Genomic DNA, 16780 nt, shown 5'->3' with positions numbered 1-16780 from the left:
ATGCTTCAAAGCGAGCCGCAAGATCCAGGCTAGGAACCGGTCGCGCGGGCCGCCATGATCGCGGGGGCCAGATTCTTGACCCTGGAGACCAGATGCGCGGATCGACGGTTTCAGGCGGCTTCGCCCGGGCGCTGATGGACTTCGCCGTCTCCCTTGGAGCCGACCGCGAAACCCTCGCGGCGCGGGCCGGCATCGCGGCCGAAGACCTCGCCGACCAGGACAGCCGCATCCCGATGGACCGCTACAAGGCCCTGATGAAGGCCGGCCAGGACCTTTGCGGCGAGCCCGCCCTGGCGCTGCGGTTCAGCGAAGGCACGCGCTTTGAGGAGCTGTCGATCGTCGGTCTGATCTGCAAGGCCGGCGAGACCATGGGCGAGAGCCTGCAGCAGCTGAGCCGTTATTCCCGGCTGGTCACCGAGATCGACGGCCTGGGCGTCGAGCAGCGCTTCCAGCTGGTCCGGCAGGGCGAGGAGCTGTGGCTGGAAGACCGGCGTCCCGATCCCAACGACTTCCCTGAACTGACCGAGGGGGCCTTCTCGCGGTTTGCCTGCGAAGTGACCCGCAGCCATGGCGACGTGCCGTTCGTGACCGCGGTGCACCTCACCCATCCCCGGCCCAGCTACAGCGCCGAATACGACCGCATCTTCAAGGCGCCCGTCGCCTTCGACCAGGCCCGCAACGCCCTGCGGATCGAGGCCTCGTGGCTGGCGGTCAAGACCCACAAACCCAATCGCTATGTCTTCGGAATCTTCAACGAGCACGCCGAGGCGCTGCTGAAACAGCTGGAAACCACCGGGACCACGCGCGGCCGGGTCGAGACCCTGCTGATCCCCCTGCTGCATACCGGCGACCTGGCCATGGACGCTGTCGCCAAACGTTTGGGCCTCAGCCGACAGACCCTCTATCGCCGCCTGAAAGCCGAGGGCGCCAGTTTCGACGCGGTGCTGGACGATCTGCGCCGGCGGATGGCGCTGGACTATCTGGGGAGCAAGAAGCTGTCGGTCAACGAGACCGCCTATCTGGTCGGCTTCTCCGACCCCAGCGCCTTCTCCCGCGCCTTCAAGCGCTGGACGGGCGAGAGCCCGCGCGGGCGCAAGGGCGCGCGGGCGGCGACATCTGGCTGAGAGTGGAAGACCGTCCTGGTGGTTGGAGGCGGGATCGAACCGCCGACCTGTGGGTTATGAATCCACCGCTCTAACCATCTGAGCTACCCAACCGTTCCAGAACGGAGCGGCGTCATACGCTCTCGCGGCCAAGGCATCAAGCCCGCAAGCGCGATCCGCCGAAGTGGCCGCCGGTTCGGCGCCAGATCGCGCTTTCACTTAGAAAAGAGCCTTCTTATCCGGGACGGGAAGCCCCGTCCCGGGAAGGCTCAAGCATCCGATCCAACACCGCTTCAAGACGCCGCGCCAGGCGAGCCGAGCCATAGTCATGCAGCACGGTGTCGCGGGCGCGCTGACCCATGGCGCGGGCCAGGTCGGGCGCGGCGATCAGATCGGCCAGGGCGTCGGCGAAGGCCATGGGATCATCGGGCGGCACGAGGCGGCCGGTTTCGCCGTCCACGACCATCTCGACCGGGCCGTCGATGGCCGACGACACCACCGGCAGGGCCACGGCCATGGCCTCCAGCAGGGCCAGGGGGAACCCCTCCTGATGGGACGGGAAGGCGAAGAGGTCGCCCATCGCCAGGAAGCCCGAGACATCGGCCGCCCAGCCGATCAGGCTGACGGCGGCGCCTAGGTCCAGTTCGGCGATCAGGCGCTCCAGATGGGCACGTTCCTCGCCCTCGCCGGCGATGTCGCACACCACGTCCAGGCCGCGGGCGCGCAGCAGGCCGATGGCGCGGATCAGGATGTCGAAGCCCTTCTTGGGATGCAGCCGGCCGGCGGCCACCACCCGGATCGCCGTGCCCGGGGCGGCGAAGGGATCGGCCTGGGCGGTAGGCTCGGCCACGGCGTTGGGCACGAAGTGGGCCCGCGCCGACGGCACGCCGCGCGCCACGGCCAGCTCGGCCAGATGGCGTCCGACGCAGATATAGTGGGCGCCCTCGATCACGTCGAAGACCGGCTTGTGCACGCAGACCGCCTGCACCACCCCCAACGGAGCCAGACGACCGAACAGCCGCGCCGGGCGCTGGCCGTGGCTGAGGATCAGGCCCGGGTGAACCGTCTCGACCAGTCGCCGCGCGGCGCCCACGGTCCAGGGGTCCCAGTCGGTGAAGGCGGGCATCAGCGCCAGCGGCGGCGAGCGCATGGCCTCGGCCCCGCTGACCGCCCCGCCCCGGCGCACCACGCCCGTGCAGGTTCCGCCGTGCCGGGTGGCATAGGCCTCCAGGATCGGCTGGTAGTCGAGGAACACGCGCTCCAGACCGCCCAGTCCCTTGCCCAGCATGGCGTGCAGGATGTTGGTCAAGGTTGGTCTCCGATACGGCGACAGGCGCGGAACATCTGCGGGTGGGCCGAGGGTGTCAACGTGGCGTACTCTCGTAACGGGCGCGCGAAAGCGGGCGGGCCCTGTCAGAACTGCCCAGCTTCGATCCGGGTCCGTCCCGCATCGAAAAAATAGCCCGGCGCGCGCGGGCGCAGGCTCAGCCCAGCAGCCGCGCCGCGACCTCTTCGCCGATGGCCAGAGAGCTGGTCAGGCCGGGGCTCTCGATGCCGAACAGCGCCATCAGCCCCTCAAGGCCATGGTCGTCGGCGCCGCGCAGCTGGAAGTCGGGCTGAGGCTCGCCCGCGCCATGCAGCTTGGGCCGCACGCCGGCATAGTCGGGCGTCAGCGCGCCCTCGGGCAGACCCGGCCAGAACTTGCGGATATAGGCGGCGAAGACCTCGGCCCGGGCCGGATCGATCGAATAATCCGGTGACGGAACATATTCCAGATCGGGGCCGAACACCGCCTGGCCGCCCAGGTCATTGCGGTAATGCGTGCCGAGCGCTCCGGGTATCGGCGGCGGATAGATCAGGCGCTGGAACGGCGCCTTGCCGGTCAGGCGGAAATAGACGCCCTTGCCGAAGTGGCCCGCAGGAATGCGATCTTCCGGATAGCCCTCGATCCGCGCCGCCACGGCCTGGGCCGACAGGCCGGGCGCGGTGACCAGCAGCCGGCAGGTCAGGGTGGTGGGCTCGGCCCCGCCGGCCCGCACCGAAAACCCGCCGTCGGCCAGGGCTTCGGCCCCTTCGAACGGCGTGGCGATCACCACCGCCCCGCCGGCCGCCTCGATCTCGCCCTGCAGGGCCAGCATGTAGCCGTGGCTGTCGAACACGCCGCTCTCGGGCGACAGCAGGGCGGCGTGGGCGTTGAGGCCGGGCTCCAGCGCGCGGGCCTCCTCGCCGGTCAGGCGCTGCATGCCCTCGACATCGTTGGCCAGCGCCTGGGCCCAGATGCCGTCGAGGCGCGCGACCTCTTCCTCATTGGTGGCGACGACCAGCTTGCCGCACTTCTTGTAGGAAACGTTGTGCCCGTCGAGGAAGGCGTACAGCAAGCGTCGCCCCTGCACGCACAGCCGCGCCTTCAGCGAGCCGGTGGCGTAGTAGAGCCCGCCGTGAACCACCTCGGAATTGCGCGACGACACGCCCTGGCCGATGTGGCCCTGCTCTTCCAGCACCGCCACGACCAGGCCACGCCTGGCCAGCGCATAACCGCAGGCCAGGCCCACGGCGCCGGCGCCGACGACGACAGCGTCGAAATCGAAGGTCTGGGTCATTTCACGCTCTTGGGCAGACGCGCGCCGTGAACGACGCGCTCGATAAGGATATCAACCTCGGTCACACGATAGAGGATGAGATAGGGCTTGAGGGTCAGTCCCCGTACACCCTCGCCATAAGGCCGATACAGCGGGCCCATGTCCGGCGCGTCCTGCAGGGCCATGGCGCGCGCGATCAGCGCCTCGACGAACCGGCGTGCGGCCATCGGCCGGTCGCGAGCGATCCAGTCGCCGATATCGTTGAGGTCAAGCTGGGCTCGGCGCGAAAACCTGACGCGCCTCAATCCCCGGCCTCGCCATAGCGCTGGCGCAGGCGGGCGAACACGACCTCGGCGTCCTCATAGCTGTCTTCAGCGATGGACGTCTCGATGGAGAGACGGATCGCCTCGACGTCATCGGTAACGCCGAACTCCAGTCGATCCGCGAACGCGCCCGCCGCGACAAAGACGGCCTCACCCACACTCTCGAACACGCCACTTTCCACCGCCGGCTGGAACCGCTCGGCGAGCGACGGCGGGATGTAGTGGCTGTCGGGCTGGCGAACCGGCTTGTTCATGACTTGGCCTGCGCCTTCAGGTTCGTCAGCATCTCGGTCAGCGAGATGTTGCCGGCGACCGGCTCTTCGGGATCGATCAGGTCGAAGTCCAGCTCGTCCAGCAGCGCCTCAAGCTGCTCGGAGCCCCCGACGATCTCGGCGGCGCGGCGATAGTTGAGCTCGGCCAGTTCGGCGGCGACGCCCTCGTCGAGCGACGCGAACTCGCCCCGCTCCACCCGGGCCTGCAGATCGGCGGCGTCCTCGGCGGAAAGCTGCACCGTGACGTAGGGGGGATCGAGCGGTCTGGTCATGAGACCGAGCCTACCACGAACGCGCCGCCGTGCGACACCTCGGCGGCGCGGGCGGTTGACAAGCCCGGCCACGGCGGCAAGGTCCGACCAATGACAGCGCTAACTAGGCCACTGGCGGCGCACTGTCCAAGGGGGGAATCTCGACCATGAGCCGCGACGCGCCGACAGTCTCCACGCGCAACGACCTGATCGACACGCTGCGGGCTTTCGCCCTGATCGGCGTGTTCATGGTCCACATGTTCGAGCAGTTCGAGATCTACTGGGTCTCGCCGCAGCAGACTCTGACCCACACTCTGATCACCACCCTGATGATGGGCAAGGCGTTCGCGCTTCTGGCCCTGTGCTTTGGGCTGAGCTTCTTCCTGCTGATGGACCGTTCGGCCCGCCGGGGCGAGGACTTCTCGGCGCGCTTTGTCTGGCGGATGGTGCTGCTGGGCCTGATCGGCACGGCGCATGGCCTGATCTATCGCGGCGACATCCTGGTGGTGCTGGCCCTGCTGGGCATCCCGCTGATCCCGTTCTACCGGGCCTCGAACAGGATGCTGGCCGGGGCGGCGGCGCTGTTCCTGCTCCAGCCGTGGATCTGGACGCAGATCGCCATCGCCGCCTCGGGCGCGCCGTGGGCCAATACGCCGCCCCGCCACTGGGTCGATCCGGCCCTGGCCCTCTATCAGAGCGCCGACCTGATGACGGTGCTGAAGACCAACCTGTTCGAAAGCCAGCTGATCAAGTGGCTGTTCTTCATCGAGACAGGCCGGATCAGCCTGGTGATGGGCCTGTTCCTGGTCGGGCTGATGCTGGGGCGAAGCGGCTTTCTCGACGCGCCGCAACGCTTCGTCGTCGAGCGCCGGGTCGCTCTGGCCGTGCTGGCGACCACCGCCCTGGCGCTCTACCTGGCCAAGCCGCACCTGACCGCCCTGCTGCCCGAGACGCCCAAGCCCGGCATGGCCCGGGTGATGGCCGGCAACCTGCTGGGCGGCTGGTTCGACATGGCCCTGATGGGGACCTATGTGCTGCTGATCGTCGAGGCCTATCAGGGCCTGGCCGGCAAGGCCCTGCGCCTGCTGGCCCCGATGGGCCGGATGACCCTGACCTTCTATGTCGTCCAGTCGCTGGTCTGGGTTCCGGTGTTCTACGGCTTTGGCATGGGGGCATGGAAAACCCTGCCGCAGGCGACCGCCCTGTGGCTGGGCGTCGGCTATCTGGTGGTCCAGGCCGTGATCGCCCAGCTGTGGTTCAGACGCTTCGCCTATGGCCCGCTGGAGTGGGCCTGGCGGGCGGCGACGTATCGGACGTGGAAGGTGCCGTTCGTGAGGCGGGCGGCCGGATAGGCCAGAGCATTCGCACACGCCGGAGCGCCCCCTCCGTCACGTCGCCTATCGGCGCCGCGCCACCTCCCCCGCACGCTTCGCTACGGGGCAGGAGAAGAGCTGCTGAACCCTCCTGCCCCGCAAAGCGGGGGAGGTGGCGCGATGCGAATACGCATCGTGACGGAGGGGGCGTCTCGGCGCTTACCCCGCCCACTGCTCCCAAAGCTTCGCCTCGGCCGCCTTGGCCGTGACCACCGACGCCTCCTTGACGTGGCCGTAGCCGCGGATGGACTGCGGGATCTCGGCGATCTTCAGGGCCAGGGGCAGGCTCTCGGGCCGCAGGCCGGCTGACAGCCGGTCGAGCGCGACCTCGTAGTCCGCCATCAGGCCGCGCTCCATCCGGCGCTCTTCGGTCTTGCCGAAGATGTCGAACTGGCCGCCGCGCAGGCCCTTCATCTTGGCCATCAGCGGGAAGGCGTAGTCGAGCATCCAGCCGCCGAAGGCGATCTTCTTCGGGCGGCCGTCAGGGCCCTTGGCGCCGATGATCGGCGGGGCCAGCCAGACCCTGGCCTTGCCGCCCTTGAACGTCCCGGCCAGTTCGGCCGCGAAGCGACCGTCCGTGTACAGACGGGCGACCTCGTATTCGTCCTTGTAGGCCATCAGCTTGTAGAGATTGACCGCCGCCGCGCGGGTCAGCGGCAGGGCGCTGTCGGCTCCGCTGACCGCGACCTCGGCAGAGCGCACCTTGGCCACCCTGGCGGCATAGCGCTGGGCGTAGGCGGCGTTCTGATAGGCGGTCAGCTCGGCCGTGCGTTTGGCGATCAGGTCGTCCAGCGGCATCGTCTCGGGCGTGGCCACGGCGTCGACCTTGGGGCCGGCGGCCGTGGGGTCGTGGGCGATGCGGCGGCCCAGCTCGAAGGCCTGCAGGTTGGCGTCGGCCTCGACCCCGTTCAGCTTGATGGCCCGGTAGAGGGCGCGGCTGGACAGCGGGATGACGCCGCGCTGCCAGGCGAAACCGACCATGATCATGTTGGCGAAGATGGCGTCGCCGAACTGGCTTTCGGCCAGATGCTGGGCCGGGCAGGCATCGAACGACTTGGACGCCGCCTTGACTCGGCGGGCCATGGCGCCGCTGTCGAACTTGACGTCGCGGCTGGTGACGAAGTCGGCGGTGGGGGCGAAATCGCTGTTGCCGAAGGCGGCGGTGCGGTCCTTGGCGTACAGCGACAGGCCTTCCGGCGATGCGGCCACCAACAGGTCGCAGGCGATCAGCACGTCGGTGCTGGCGGCCGGCACGCGGCCGCCGACCACGGTGTCCTCGGTCTCGCCGATCTTGACGTGGCTGAACACCGAGCCGCCCTTCTGGGCGAGACCCGTCATGTCGACCACGCTGCCCGAGCGCCCGTCGATATGGGCGGCCATGGCCAGGATCGAGGCGACGGTGGTCACGCCCGTGCCGCCCACGCCCGTGAACAGGATCTTGCGCACGCCAGTCAGCGGCTCGAATTCGGGCAGCGGCGTCGAGTCGGCCGTCAGGGCGGCGGGAGCCTTTTTCGACTGCGCGCCCTCGGCCCCTTCCAGGGTGATGAACGAGGGGCAGAAGCCTTCGACGCAGCTGTAGTCCTGATTGCAGCTGGACTGGTTGATCTTGCGCTTGCGGCCAAACTCGGTGTCCAGCGGCTCGACCGAGACGCAGTTGGACTTCACCGAGCAGTCGCCGCAGCCCTCGCAGACCAGCGGGTTGATGAAGACGCGCTGGGTCGCCTTGGCCATGGTCCCGCGCTTGCGGCGACGGCGCTTTTCGGTGGCGCAGGTCTGGTCATAGAGCAGCACCGTCGTCCCGACCGTGTCGCGCAGCATCTTCTGCACGGTCATCAGCTCGGATCGTGGGAACACCTCGACGCCGGGGGCCAGGTCCTTGACCTCGGCGTAGCGCTCCAGCTCGTCGACGACGATGACCGTCTTGGTCACGCCTTCAGACGCCAGCTGACGGGTGATCTGGGCCGGGGTGAAGCCGCTCTCGGCCTTCTGGCCGCCGGTCATGGCGACGGCGTCATTGAACAGCAGCTTGTAGGTGATGTTGGCCTTGGCCGCGATCGCCGCCCGGATCGCCAGCGAGCCGGAGTGATTGTAGGTGCCGTCGCCCAGGTTCTGGAAGACGTGCTTTTCGGTGGTGAACGGCGCCGCGCCCACCCAGGTCAGACCCTCGCCGCCCATGTGGGTGTTGAGGTCGGTCGAGGGATCGTTGAAGCCGGCCATGTAGTGGCAGCCGATGCCTGCAAGGGCGCGCGAGCCTTCCGGCAGCTTGGTCGAGGTATTGTGCGGGCAACCCGAGCAGAAGAACGGCTTGCGGGCCTGGTCGGCGGCCAGGCTGACGGCGGCGACGCCGGCGGCCGAGACGCGGTCCAGATAGGCGCGGGCCCGTTCCATGTGCGGCCCGTCGGGCAGACGGTCATAGATGGCGAGCGCGATTTCGGCAACCGACAGCGACCCCAGCTCCGATAGCAGCGGGTGATGATGCTCGTCGGTCTTGCCGATGATGCGTGGGCGGGCCTGGGCCGGAAGGTCATAGAGCGCGGCGCGGGCTTGCGGCTCGATCAGCCCCCGCTTGTGCTCGATGACCATCAGGGTCTCAAGACCGGCGGCGAAGGCGCGGATGCCCAGCGGCTCCAGCGGCCAGGGCATGCCGACCTTGTAGATCGACACGCCCAGATCGGCGGCCTCCTGCAGGGTCATGCCCATGGCCGTGAAGGCCTCCAGCACGTCCTTGTAGGCCTGGCCCTGGCAGACGATGCCCAGGCGGGCCTTGCCGACGCGCACATGCGAGGCGCCCAGCACCACGCGGTCGATATGGTTGGCGCGGGCGAAGGCCAGCGTGGCGGGCAGCTTGTGGAGGCGGAGGCGACGCTCCTTCTCCATCGGCTGGTCCTTCAGCCGGATGCCCAGCCCGCCGGGCGGCATGGCGAAGTCCGGGATGATGATCTTGTGGCGGTCCAGCGAGACATCGATCGTGACGCCCGAGTCCATGGTGTCGGCCAGGGCGATCATGCCAGTCCACAGGCCGGTGAACCGCGACATCGCGATGCCCATCAGGCCGTAGTCCAGCACTTCCTGTACGTCGGCGGGCGACAGCACCGGCATCTCGAAGTCCTGGAAGGCGAACTCCGACTGCGACGGCAGGGTCGAGCTCTTGCAGGCATGGTCGTCGCCGGCCACGGCCAGCACGCCGCCGGTCGGGAAGCTGCCGGCGAAATTGGCGTGCTTGAAGACGTCGCCGGTGCGGTCGACGCCGGGCGCCTTGCCGTACCACATGCCGAACACGCCATCATGGGTCGCGCCCGGGAACAGGTTGGCCTGCTGGCTGCCCCACACGGCGGTGGCGGCCAGGTCCTCGTTGAGGCCTTCCTTGAAGACCACGTCATGGGCGGTGAGCAGCTTGTTCAGGCGCGCGGCCTGCTGGTCGAGGCCACCCAGGGGCGAGCCGCGATAGCCGGAGAGAAACCCCGCCGTATTCAACCCCGCCTTGCGGTCCAGGCGCTTGCGATCGAGCAAAACCCGGATCAGCGCCTGCACGCCGGTGATGAAGGCGCGACCATCTTCGAGAAGATATTTGTCGTCTAGAGTGACTTCCGAGTGCCTCATGGCAAAAAAATTCCTCCCGGGTCTTCTCGCCCGCTTAGCAATATCTTATAGAAGCGGGGAAATTGTTTGCCCAAGGCATGCCCTACCCATGGCTGCTTTCGGCACGATCGCCGCGCCAAATGACCTCTGGGGGAGGAATTCTTGTCCGAACAACTCGACGCCGTGGATGCCAAGATCCTCGATCTCATCCAACACGACGCCGGACTGTCTGTCGCGGAGATCGCGGAGCGAGTCGGATTGTCGTCCAGCCCGTGCTGGCGACGGATCAAAAGGCTGGAAGACGCAGGCGTCATCCAGCGTCGCGTGACCATTCTTGACCGTGAAAAGCTTGGCCTGGGCTTCGAGGTCTATTGCACCGTCAAGCTGTCGCTGCCGACCAAGGAAAACCTCGACACCTTCGAGCAGGCCGTCGGCAAGTGGGCCGAGGTCGTGCAGTGCGCCACCGTCACCGGCGCCGCCGACTACGAGATGCGCATCGTCACCCGCGACATGCGCGCGTTCGACGAGTTCCTGCGCGACAAGCTGCTGTCGCTGGGTCTGGTGTCCAACATCGAAAGCCGGATCGTCATCCGGGGGGTCAAGAACTCCACGGCGGTGCCGCTGGGTCTGGTCAGCCCCTATGTCAGCCCCCTGGGCTAGGGCGCTCGCGAGCGTCGCCTTCGGCGCGCTCGCCTTTGCCCTCACTACGCTGTCTGGGGCCACGCCGTCCCTGGCCGAGGGACGGCTGGACGCCTTCCGCCGCCTGCGCGCCGAGGGCCTGGCCGCCGCCAAGGCCGGCGACATGGCCGCCGCTCAAGCGCGGGTCGGCGAGGCGGTGACGACGATGCCGTCGCACCCCGGCGCCATCCTGCTGCTGGCCCGCCTGAAGGCCACCGACGATCCCGCCGGCGCCGTCGCCCTGCTGGCCCGCCACGCGGCCATGGGCCTGACCCACAACGCCTCCGCCGATCCGGTCCTCAAGGCTCTGGCCGAGCGCCCCGACTACGCCCCGGTCGCCGAACGGATCGCCGTCAACCGCCAGCCGGTCGGCGCGCTGAAGCCGGTCAAGGACTTCGCCGGCCCCGTCCTGACCGAGAGCGTCGCCTATGACAGCAAGACCGGTCGCCTGCTGGTCAGCCAGATCCACACCCGACGGATCGTCGCCATCGGCAAGGACGGCGCGGTCTCAGAGTTTACGGCGCCCTCCGACGACATCTGGGGCGTGTTCGGTATCGCCATCGATGCGCCGCGGCGGATTCTATGGGCCCTGACCGCCGCCACGTCCCAGGCCAAGGGCGTCGCCGCCACCGATCTGGGCGCCACGGCCCTGCTCCGCATCGATCTGGACACCGGCAAGGTCCTGGCCCGCTACGCACCGCCGGCCGACGGGACCAAGCGCCAGTTGGGCGACCTGACCGTGGGGCCTAACGGCGCGGTCTATGCCTCCAATTCGCTGGGCGGCGAGATCTGGCGACTGGAAGCCGGCGCCGAGGCGCTGGACCGGCTGGCGTCCTCGCCCGAACTGGGCTCGCCTCAGGGCCTGGCCCTGACGGCCGACGGCAGGCGCCTGCTGGTCGCCGACTATTCCAGCGGCCTGCACGTCATCGATCTGGCCAGCGGCGCGGTCTTGCCGGTCGCGATCCCGCCGGACGTCACCCTGCTGGGCGTCGATGGCTTGGCCCGCGCCGGCCAGACTCTGATCGCCGTCCAGAACGGCGTCGCGCCCCAGCGGCTGCTGCGCCTGTGGCCGACGCCGGACGGAAAGCGCCTGACCCGAGTCGAGACCCTGGCCGCCAACCTGCCCGAGCTGGACGAGCCGACCAGCGGCGCGATGCGCGGTGACGACTTTGTCTTCGTGGCCCGCAGCCAGTGGACCGAATTCGGCGACGACGGGCTGAAGACGGCGGAGCCCAGAGCCGCGCGCGTCATGGGCATCGCTGTTTCGCGCTAGCGCGAGGCGCATTTCGACAAGACGCCCACCGCAACCTGTGAGAATCTCCGGCCATCCCCGCGCCGGAGCCCTCCATGATCGACCTCGTTATCGAAGCCCGCCGTCACGACATCGGCAATTTCGAGGTCGGGCGCGTGTTGCCGTTCCACGCCAAGCGGATGGTCGGCCCCTTCACCTTCCTTGACCACATGGGCCCCGCCGAGTTCGCGCCGGGCTTTCCCAAGAGCGCCGACGTGCGCCCTCACCCGCATATCGGCCTGTCCACCCTGACCTATCTGTTTCAGGGCGAGATCACCCATCGCGACAGCGTCGGCTCGCTGGCGGTGATCAAGCCGGGCGAGGTCAACTGGATGACCGCCGGGTCGGGCATCACCCATTCCGAGCGCTTCGAGACCCTGCGCCGTCAGGGCGGCCGAATGGACGGCATGCAGGCCTGGATCGCCCTGCCGAAAGAGTTCGAGGAGGTCGATCCCAGCTTCAGCCACCATGAGGGCGACGCCGCCCTGCCCTCCTACGAGAGCGGCGGGCTGAAGGCGCGGCTGATCGCCGGCGAGGCGTTCGGGGCCAAGACCAATGTGCCGGTCTATTCGCCGCTCTTCTATGTGCACTGGGAAATGGCCGCCGGAACCACCGCCGCCCTGCCCGCCGAATATTCCGAGCGCGCGGCCTATGTCGCCAGCGGCCGGGTCGAGGTGGACGGCCGCGAGCTGACCGCCCTGCAGATGGCCGTGTTCGCACCCGGCGACACCATCATCTTCAAGGCCCTGGAGCCATCGACCGTCATGCTGCTGGGCGGCGAGCCCGTGGGACCGCGCTTCATGGAATGGAACTTCGTCTCGTCGTCAAAGGACCGGCTGGAGCAGGCCAAGGCCGACTGGAAGGCCGGCCGCATGAAGCTGCCCGACCTGGACCACGACGAGTTCATCCCCCTGCCCGAGGCCAAGCCCGCAACGCCGCAACCGTTGTAGCGCCTCGCCACCTTGACGGGCGCTAGCGAAACTTGCTCCCTTTAGCGTGTCTGGCGGAGGATCGATTTTGCGTCTGATTTCGGCTTTCGCCCTTGGCCTGGCGCTGTGCCTGCCCGCCTCGGCCTGGGCGGGCTTTCCCGTGCAGGTGAAGGAAAAGTGCGCCGTCGGCGGCCAACGGTTCACCTATGTGACAACGGGATCCTACTCGATCTACGGCCACCGACCGGACGGACGCCCCTACGGCAGCTGGACCTTCCCCCTGAACCTGCCGACCTGCCCCAAGAACGGCCTGGTGATGTACAGGGATTTCTCCCCGGAAGAGCTGGCGCGCCTGCCTGCCCTGCTCGCCTCGCCGGACTACCTGGCCTTGCGGAAGGACGAAACACAGTATTACCGCGCCGCCTGGCTGGAGCGTGCGCTCGGCGGCAGTGAGGCCACCGCCGCATGGCTGCTCCTCAACGCCACGTGGGAAACCGAGGGGGACGCCGCGCGTCACAACCGCTATCGCAGCGAGTTCGTCACAGCGGCGGGTCAAGCGCCCTTGCAGCTCGAAACCCTCGATGGGTTGGCGCTGCGCGTCCGCGCGATCAACGCCCTGCGCGAACTGGGACGGTTTGACGAGGCGGCGGCGACCTTGCGAGACCTGCCACGCCAGGCTCTGGAGCCCCGCCCCTCGCCACCGCCATCCGACCCTGAGTCCAAGCCGGTCGACGACAACGAAAGCCGGGCGTTCTGGCGCGACTTCATCACCAAGCTGGACGTCGTCATCGCGCGCCACCACGCCGGCAAGGAGCCGCTCGATCTCTTGCCGATAGATCTTGCCGCCCAGCTCTGTGTCGGCGCAGGCATCGACGGCGAGGCTCCGCCCCGAACAGACGCGCTGTGTGGACAGTCGCCGATCGCCGAAGCCGTCGCCAGTTTGAAGGCCGAGATCGCCGCCAACAACTAGAACAGCGCGTCATGCCCAGCTTCACCGCGTCGGCCGGCCTGAAGAGCGCCTTCACGGTCTGGGACGATGACGAGACCCGGCCTTCGCCGCAGCGCTGGCGGCGTTCCTGAGCGAGGCGCGGCGGCCGCTACTTGTAGCGACGGTTCTCGCGGATGCCGAAGCGCAGATAGTGCTTTTTGGCGTCGACGCGGGCCGCCGCCACATCGGGATTGAGCGCCAGATAGCGTTTCGGATCGAAGTCCGGCGGCGTCTTGCCGGGAACCGGCGCGGGCTGTCCGGCGCCGACCGGCGAGGCCCGACGCGGGACCTGCTCGACCGGGCGATCGACATAGACGTTCGGCGCGGTCTGGCCGGTGGTGATGTCGACGATCTGGCGCAGGTCCAGATTGCCCATCAGCGGGTCCGAGAAGGCCGGCGTGTAATAGGCGCAGTCGTCGAAATAGTAGTGCGTCACCTGCGACCAGCGCGTCCGCGTCGGATCGTTCTGGCGGCTGCCGCCATGCAGCAGGTTGGCGGCCCAGATCAGCGCCTGGCCCTTCTTGGGCTGGAAAAATTCCGGCTTGGCGCCCGAGGCTTCGACCATGGCGTCCCAGACGTCTTCATACGGCTTCTGGGCCATGAAGTCGGCCCCGGTTCCGATCACCTTGCCGATCATGTCATTGTAGACGATCGGCCACTTGTGAGAGCCCGGATAGTAGACCAGCGGGCCGGCGTCGGGATGGATGTCCTCCATCGCCAGCCACACGCCGCACATGAAGCGCTCGGGAATGCTCGAGAAGTGGATCGAGTCCGAATGGATGTGCTGCTGGGTCCCGACGGGGAAGTTCAGCGTCTGGAACGGGAAGGCGCGGCGGCCATACAGCTTGCTCAGCAGGTCGGTCACCACCGTGTTGGCGGCGATGGCGCGGACGTCCTCATTGGTGCGCCAGGCGTCCTGCACCCGCTGATCCTTCCGGGCCCAGCCGTTGGCGCGGTAGTGCTCCAGATCATATTCCGGCGTCAGGGCCGCGATGATGCGCTCGATCCGCTGGTCGATTTCCTCGTCGGGGAAGTCAAAGACCGCGAAGCCCTTCTCGTTCAGCTGGACGGCGATGTCGCGCTCGCTATTGGACAGGCCCATGTCGTCGAGCGAGGCCGCGAACAGCATCGACTCGATGATCGGCACGCCCGGCAGAAGCTTCTGAGAAACAGTCATGGGCCCTTCGCGACGGCAACCTTGAGTACGGGGTCGACTTAACCGATATCGCCGCGTGATTGCCAGCCCCGCCGGGGAGCGGCGACGCCTTAAGGGGTTTATCGGGAAGCAGGCGGATTTATCGGGTCGATGTCCGGTTCGAGACTGTCGGGTTTATCGGGTCGTATTTGCAGACCTGGCGCCGCAATGACGGTTGATCGCGCGCCGCTGGTGCGACCATAAACCTGCATGACCGACACCAGCCTGACCACCTTCGTTCGCGGCCTGCCCAAGGCCGAGCTGCACATGCACATCGAGGGCAGCCTCGAGCCCGAGCTGATGTTCGAGCTGGCCCGGCGCAACGGGATCACCCTGCCCTATGCCTCGGTCGAGGAGATCCGCGCGGCCTACGCCTTCTCCAACCTGCAGGACTTCCTGGACATCTATTACCAGGGCGCGGGCGTGCTGATCACGGAAGCCGACTTCAAGGACCTGGCCCTGGCCTATTTCCGCCGCCTGGCGGCCGACGGCGGCACCCACGCCGAGATCTTCTTCGATCCCCAGACCCATACCGATCGGGGCATCGCCTTCGACGTGGTCATGAAGGGCCTGCTGGCCGGCATGGACGAGGCCGAGAAGACGCTGGGCGTCACCTCCAAGCTGATCCTGTGCTTCCTGCGCCACCTGGATGAAGACGCCGCCTTCGCCACCCTGGAGCAGGCCAAGCCCTGGCTGGCCAAGATCGCCGGCGTCGGCCTGGACAGCTCGGAGGTCGGCCACCCGCCGGCCAAGTTCGCCCGGGTGTTCCAGGCGGCCCGGGACCTCGGCCTCAAGATCGTCGCCCACGCGGGCGAGGAAGGCCCGCCGGCCTATGTCTGGGAAGCCATCGACCTGGTGAAGGTCGACCGCATCGACCACGGCAACCGGGCGCTGGAAGACGAGGCCCTGACGGCGCGGCTGGTGCGCGATGGCGTGACGCTGACGGTCTGCCCGCTGTCGAACCTGAAGCTGTGCGGCGTGAAGACGCTGGAGGAGCACCCCCTCAAGCGCATGCTGGGCCTGGGCCTGAAGGCCACGGTCAATTCCGACGACCCGGCCTATTTCGGCGGCTACCTGCTGGAGAACTACATGGCCACGGCGACGGCGGTGGGCCTGAGCCGCGACGAGCTGGTGACCCTGGCCCGCAACAGCTTCGCCGGGTCGTTCCTCAGCGAGGCGGAAAAGGCCGAGCGGATCGCGGGCGTCGACGCCTACGCGGCGGCGAACTAGCCCGCGACAGCGCTGCGCAGCACCGCCGCGATATCGTCCAGGGCCTCGAGACCCAGATCCGGATCAATGCGGATCACCACCACCGAACCCGCCAAGCGGTCGGCGACCGGGGTCTCGTCGGCGTCCATGTCACGGGTGCGGAACGAGGCGCCGACAGCTTCCACGCCGGCCTCTCCGAGCTTTGTCAGCACGCCGGCGGCGGTGTCGTCGGGCAGGCTGAAGGCGCAGGTCTCGGAGACCCAGCTCATGCCCCAGCCGGGCTGGAAACCGATCGGCGCGTCCAGCAGCAGAACCCGCAGGCGCTGGGCGGCGGTGGCCAGGCGCGGACGCCTCTGCGGCCACAGGTCCAGGCCCGCCTCGCCGTCGAACAGCGGCGCGTCCATGGCGTTGATCGGGGTGGCGTCCTCGCAGGCGACGAACACGCCCTGGCCGCTGGGCAGGCCGACAATGACCGGCACCGGGGCGCTCTGGATGACGTCGAAGGCCTCGAAGGCCTCGACCAGGATCGGCAGGCCGGTCTCGTCGCGAAAGGCCGCCCAGGCGCGCAGGTCGGGCGCGCGGCCATGGGCGCCGGCCGGCAGGATGGCTTCCAGCGGACCGGGCGCCTCGGGCAGGCGCTCACGCAGGTGCGAGGGATCGAACATCCAGCTGAACGGATCGACATCGACCAGCCAGGGCTTGAGGCCCGCCGCGTCAACGCCGGCCAGGGTCTCTGAGCAGGCCAGGGCCGACACCACGCAATAGCCGCCGGGACGGACGCCCAAAGCGGTCAGGGCGACGGAAACGGCCTGCGCATGATCCGACAGCACCCGCACGGCGACGGGGCGGCAGAAGCGCGACATCAGGCCCGCCTCCTCGCCCGGACCATGGCCGGCCGCGCGCAGGGCCTCGGTCACGGCGTCGAAGTCCACCGGCAGGGAGGGCGCGCGCTTTTTGGCTGTGGTCGGCTGCGGAGCGGGAACGGCGGCGGGCGAAGGACGCATGGGGCA

At 68.3% G+C, this 16780-nt stretch carries 15 protein-coding genes and 1 tRNA gene; 7 read left to right on the top strand and 9 right to left on the bottom strand.

Going from position 1 to position 16780, the window contains the following annotated elements; all coding sequences use genetic code 11:
- The first annotated feature begins 92 nt into the window (after positions 1–92).
- The gene (locus ACW17V_RS02875; RefSeq protein WP_492107383.1) at positions 93–1124 is read left to right on the top strand and encodes an AraC family transcriptional regulator; all 1032 of its coding nucleotides are present in this window, start codon (positions 93–95) and stop codon (positions 1122–1124) included.
- Positions 1125–1140: 16 nt separating this feature from the next.
- Here ACW17V_RS02875 and ACW17V_RS02870 read toward each other — a convergent pair.
- The 6 genes from ACW17V_RS02870 to ACW17V_RS02845 form a co-directional block, all read right to left on the bottom strand.
- Positions 1141–1217 (bottom strand) — tRNA-Met (locus ACW17V_RS02870).
- Between the two features lie 121 nt (positions 1218–1338).
- On the bottom strand, positions 1339–2412 hold the full coding sequence (locus ACW17V_RS02865) for a glycosyltransferase (RefSeq protein WP_492107382.1): 1074 nt from the start codon (positions 2410–2412) through the stop codon (positions 1339–1341).
- Positions 2413–2587: 175 nt separating this feature from the next.
- Positions 2588–3703, bottom strand: coding sequence for an NAD(P)/FAD-dependent oxidoreductase (locus ACW17V_RS02860; protein ID WP_492107381.1), 1116 nt, complete (start codon positions 3701–3703; stop codon positions 2588–2590).
- On the bottom strand, positions 3700–3987 hold the full coding sequence (locus tag ACW17V_RS02855; RefSeq protein ID WP_492107380.1) for a type II toxin-antitoxin system RelE/ParE family toxin: 288 nt from the start codon (positions 3985–3987) through the stop codon (positions 3700–3702). The genes ACW17V_RS02860 and ACW17V_RS02855 overlap by 4 nt, the downstream gene beginning before the upstream one ends.
- Complete coding sequence (locus ACW17V_RS02850; RefSeq protein WP_492107379.1) at positions 3984–4259, bottom strand: hypothetical protein; 276 nt, start codon at positions 4257–4259, stop codon at positions 3984–3986. Before ACW17V_RS02850 ends, ACW17V_RS02855 begins: the two co-directional genes overlap by 4 nt.
- Positions 4256–4549, bottom strand: a complete 294-nt coding sequence (locus ACW17V_RS02845; RefSeq protein ID WP_492107378.1) for a hypothetical protein — start codon at positions 4547–4549, stop codon at positions 4256–4258. Before ACW17V_RS02845 ends, ACW17V_RS02850 begins: the two co-directional genes overlap by 4 nt.
- A 146-nt stretch (positions 4550–4695) precedes the next feature.
- On the opposite strand from ACW17V_RS02845, the gene ACW17V_RS02840 reads away from it, so the two are divergent.
- The gene (locus tag ACW17V_RS02840; RefSeq protein ID WP_492107377.1) at positions 4696–5880 is read left to right on the top strand and encodes a DUF418 domain-containing protein; all 1185 of its coding nucleotides are present in this window, start codon (positions 4696–4698) and stop codon (positions 5878–5880) included.
- A gap of 180 nt (positions 5881–6060) precedes the next feature.
- On the opposite strand, the gene ACW17V_RS02835 is transcribed toward ACW17V_RS02840, so the two are convergent.
- Positions 6061–9501, bottom strand: a complete 3441-nt coding sequence (locus tag ACW17V_RS02835; RefSeq protein ID WP_492107376.1) for an indolepyruvate ferredoxin oxidoreductase family protein — start codon at positions 9499–9501, stop codon at positions 6061–6063.
- A gap of 141 nt (positions 9502–9642) precedes the next feature.
- On the opposite strand from ACW17V_RS02835, the gene ACW17V_RS02830 reads away from it, so the two are divergent.
- The 4 genes from ACW17V_RS02830 (at position 9643) to ACW17V_RS02815 (ending at position 13348) form a co-directional block, all read left to right on the top strand.
- The gene (locus ACW17V_RS02830; protein WP_035045585.1) at positions 9643–10140 is read left to right on the top strand and encodes an Lrp/AsnC family transcriptional regulator; all 498 of its coding nucleotides are present in this window, start codon (positions 9643–9645) and stop codon (positions 10138–10140) included.
- The gene (locus ACW17V_RS02825) at positions 10121–11431 is read left to right on the top strand and encodes an SMP-30/gluconolactonase/LRE family protein (protein ID WP_492107375.1); all 1311 of its coding nucleotides are present in this window, start codon (positions 10121–10123) and stop codon (positions 11429–11431) included. Before ACW17V_RS02830 ends, ACW17V_RS02825 begins: the two co-directional genes overlap by 20 nt.
- Before the next feature lie 74 nt (positions 11432–11505).
- A complete protein-coding gene (locus tag ACW17V_RS02820; protein ID WP_492107374.1) occupies positions 11506–12399 on the top strand; it encodes a pirin family protein in 894 nt (297 codons plus the stop codon).
- A 67-nt stretch (positions 12400–12466) separates the two neighbouring features.
- Positions 12467–13348: a hypothetical protein gene (locus ACW17V_RS02815; RefSeq protein ID WP_492107373.1), complete on the top strand. Its 882-nt coding sequence runs from the start codon at positions 12467–12469 to the stop codon at positions 13346–13348.
- A 127-nt stretch (positions 13349–13475) separates the two neighbouring features.
- Here the strand turns inward: ACW17V_RS02815 and ACW17V_RS02810 are convergent, their stop codons facing one another.
- On the bottom strand, positions 13476–14543 hold the full coding sequence (locus ACW17V_RS02810) for a phytanoyl-CoA dioxygenase family protein (protein WP_492107372.1): 1068 nt from the start codon (positions 14541–14543) through the stop codon (positions 13476–13478).
- 228 nt (positions 14544–14771) lie between these two features.
- Between ACW17V_RS02810 and ACW17V_RS02805 the strand changes: the two genes are divergently transcribed.
- Positions 14772–15791 carry an adenosine deaminase gene (locus ACW17V_RS02805; protein ID WP_492107371.1) on the top strand — a complete coding sequence of 340 codons (1020 nt, stop codon included), beginning with the start codon at positions 14772–14774 and terminating at the stop codon, positions 15789–15791.
- On the opposite strand, the gene ACW17V_RS02800 is transcribed toward ACW17V_RS02805, so the two are convergent.
- A complete protein-coding gene (locus tag ACW17V_RS02800; protein ID WP_492107370.1) occupies positions 15788–16774 on the bottom strand; it encodes a DegT/DnrJ/EryC1/StrS family aminotransferase in 987 nt (328 codons plus the stop codon). The genes ACW17V_RS02805 and ACW17V_RS02800 overlap by 4 nt on opposite strands.
- Between the last annotated feature and the right edge of the window lie 6 nt (positions 16775–16780).

The organism is Caulobacter sp. FV2ye17ST (assembly GCF_058680955.1).
The sequence above is the reverse complement of the archived record's forward strand: the minus strand, read 5'-3'. Positions and strand labels throughout refer to the sequence as shown.

Coding starts and splice junctions, on each gene's coding strand:
- ACW17V_RS02810 (WP_492107372.1), bottom strand. CDS start 14,543: ATGACTGTTTCTCAGAAGCTTCTGCCGGGCGTGCCGATCATCGAGTCG.
- ACW17V_RS02875 (WP_492107383.1), top strand. CDS start 93: ATGCGCGGATCGACGGTTTCAGGCGGCTTCGCCCGGGCGCTGATGGAC.
- ACW17V_RS02820 (WP_492107374.1), top strand. CDS start 11,506: ATGATCGACCTCGTTATCGAAGCCCGCCGTCACGACATCGGCAATTTC.
- ACW17V_RS02825 (WP_492107375.1), top strand. CDS start 10,121: ATGTCAGCCCCCTGGGCTAGGGCGCTCGCGAGCGTCGCCTTCGGCGCG.
- ACW17V_RS02805 (WP_492107371.1), top strand. CDS start 14,772: ATGACCGACACCAGCCTGACCACCTTCGTTCGCGGCCTGCCCAAGGCC.
- ACW17V_RS02840 (WP_492107377.1), top strand. CDS start 4,696: ATGAGCCGCGACGCGCCGACAGTCTCCACGCGCAACGACCTGATCGAC.
- ACW17V_RS02845 (WP_492107378.1), bottom strand. CDS start 4,549: ATGACCAGACCGCTCGATCCCCCCTACGTCACGGTGCAGCTTTCCGCC.
- ACW17V_RS02860 (WP_492107381.1), bottom strand. CDS start 3,703: ATGACCCAGACCTTCGATTTCGACGCTGTCGTCGTCGGCGCCGGCGCC.
- ACW17V_RS02850 (WP_492107379.1), bottom strand. CDS start 4,259: ATGAACAAGCCGGTTCGCCAGCCCGACAGCCACTACATCCCGCCGTCG.
- ACW17V_RS02800 (WP_492107370.1), bottom strand. CDS start 16,774: ATGCGTCCTTCGCCCGCCGCCGTTCCCGCTCCGCAGCCGACCACAGCC.
- ACW17V_RS02835 (WP_492107376.1), bottom strand. CDS start 9,501: ATGAGGCACTCGGAAGTCACTCTAGACGACAAATATCTTCTCGAAGAT.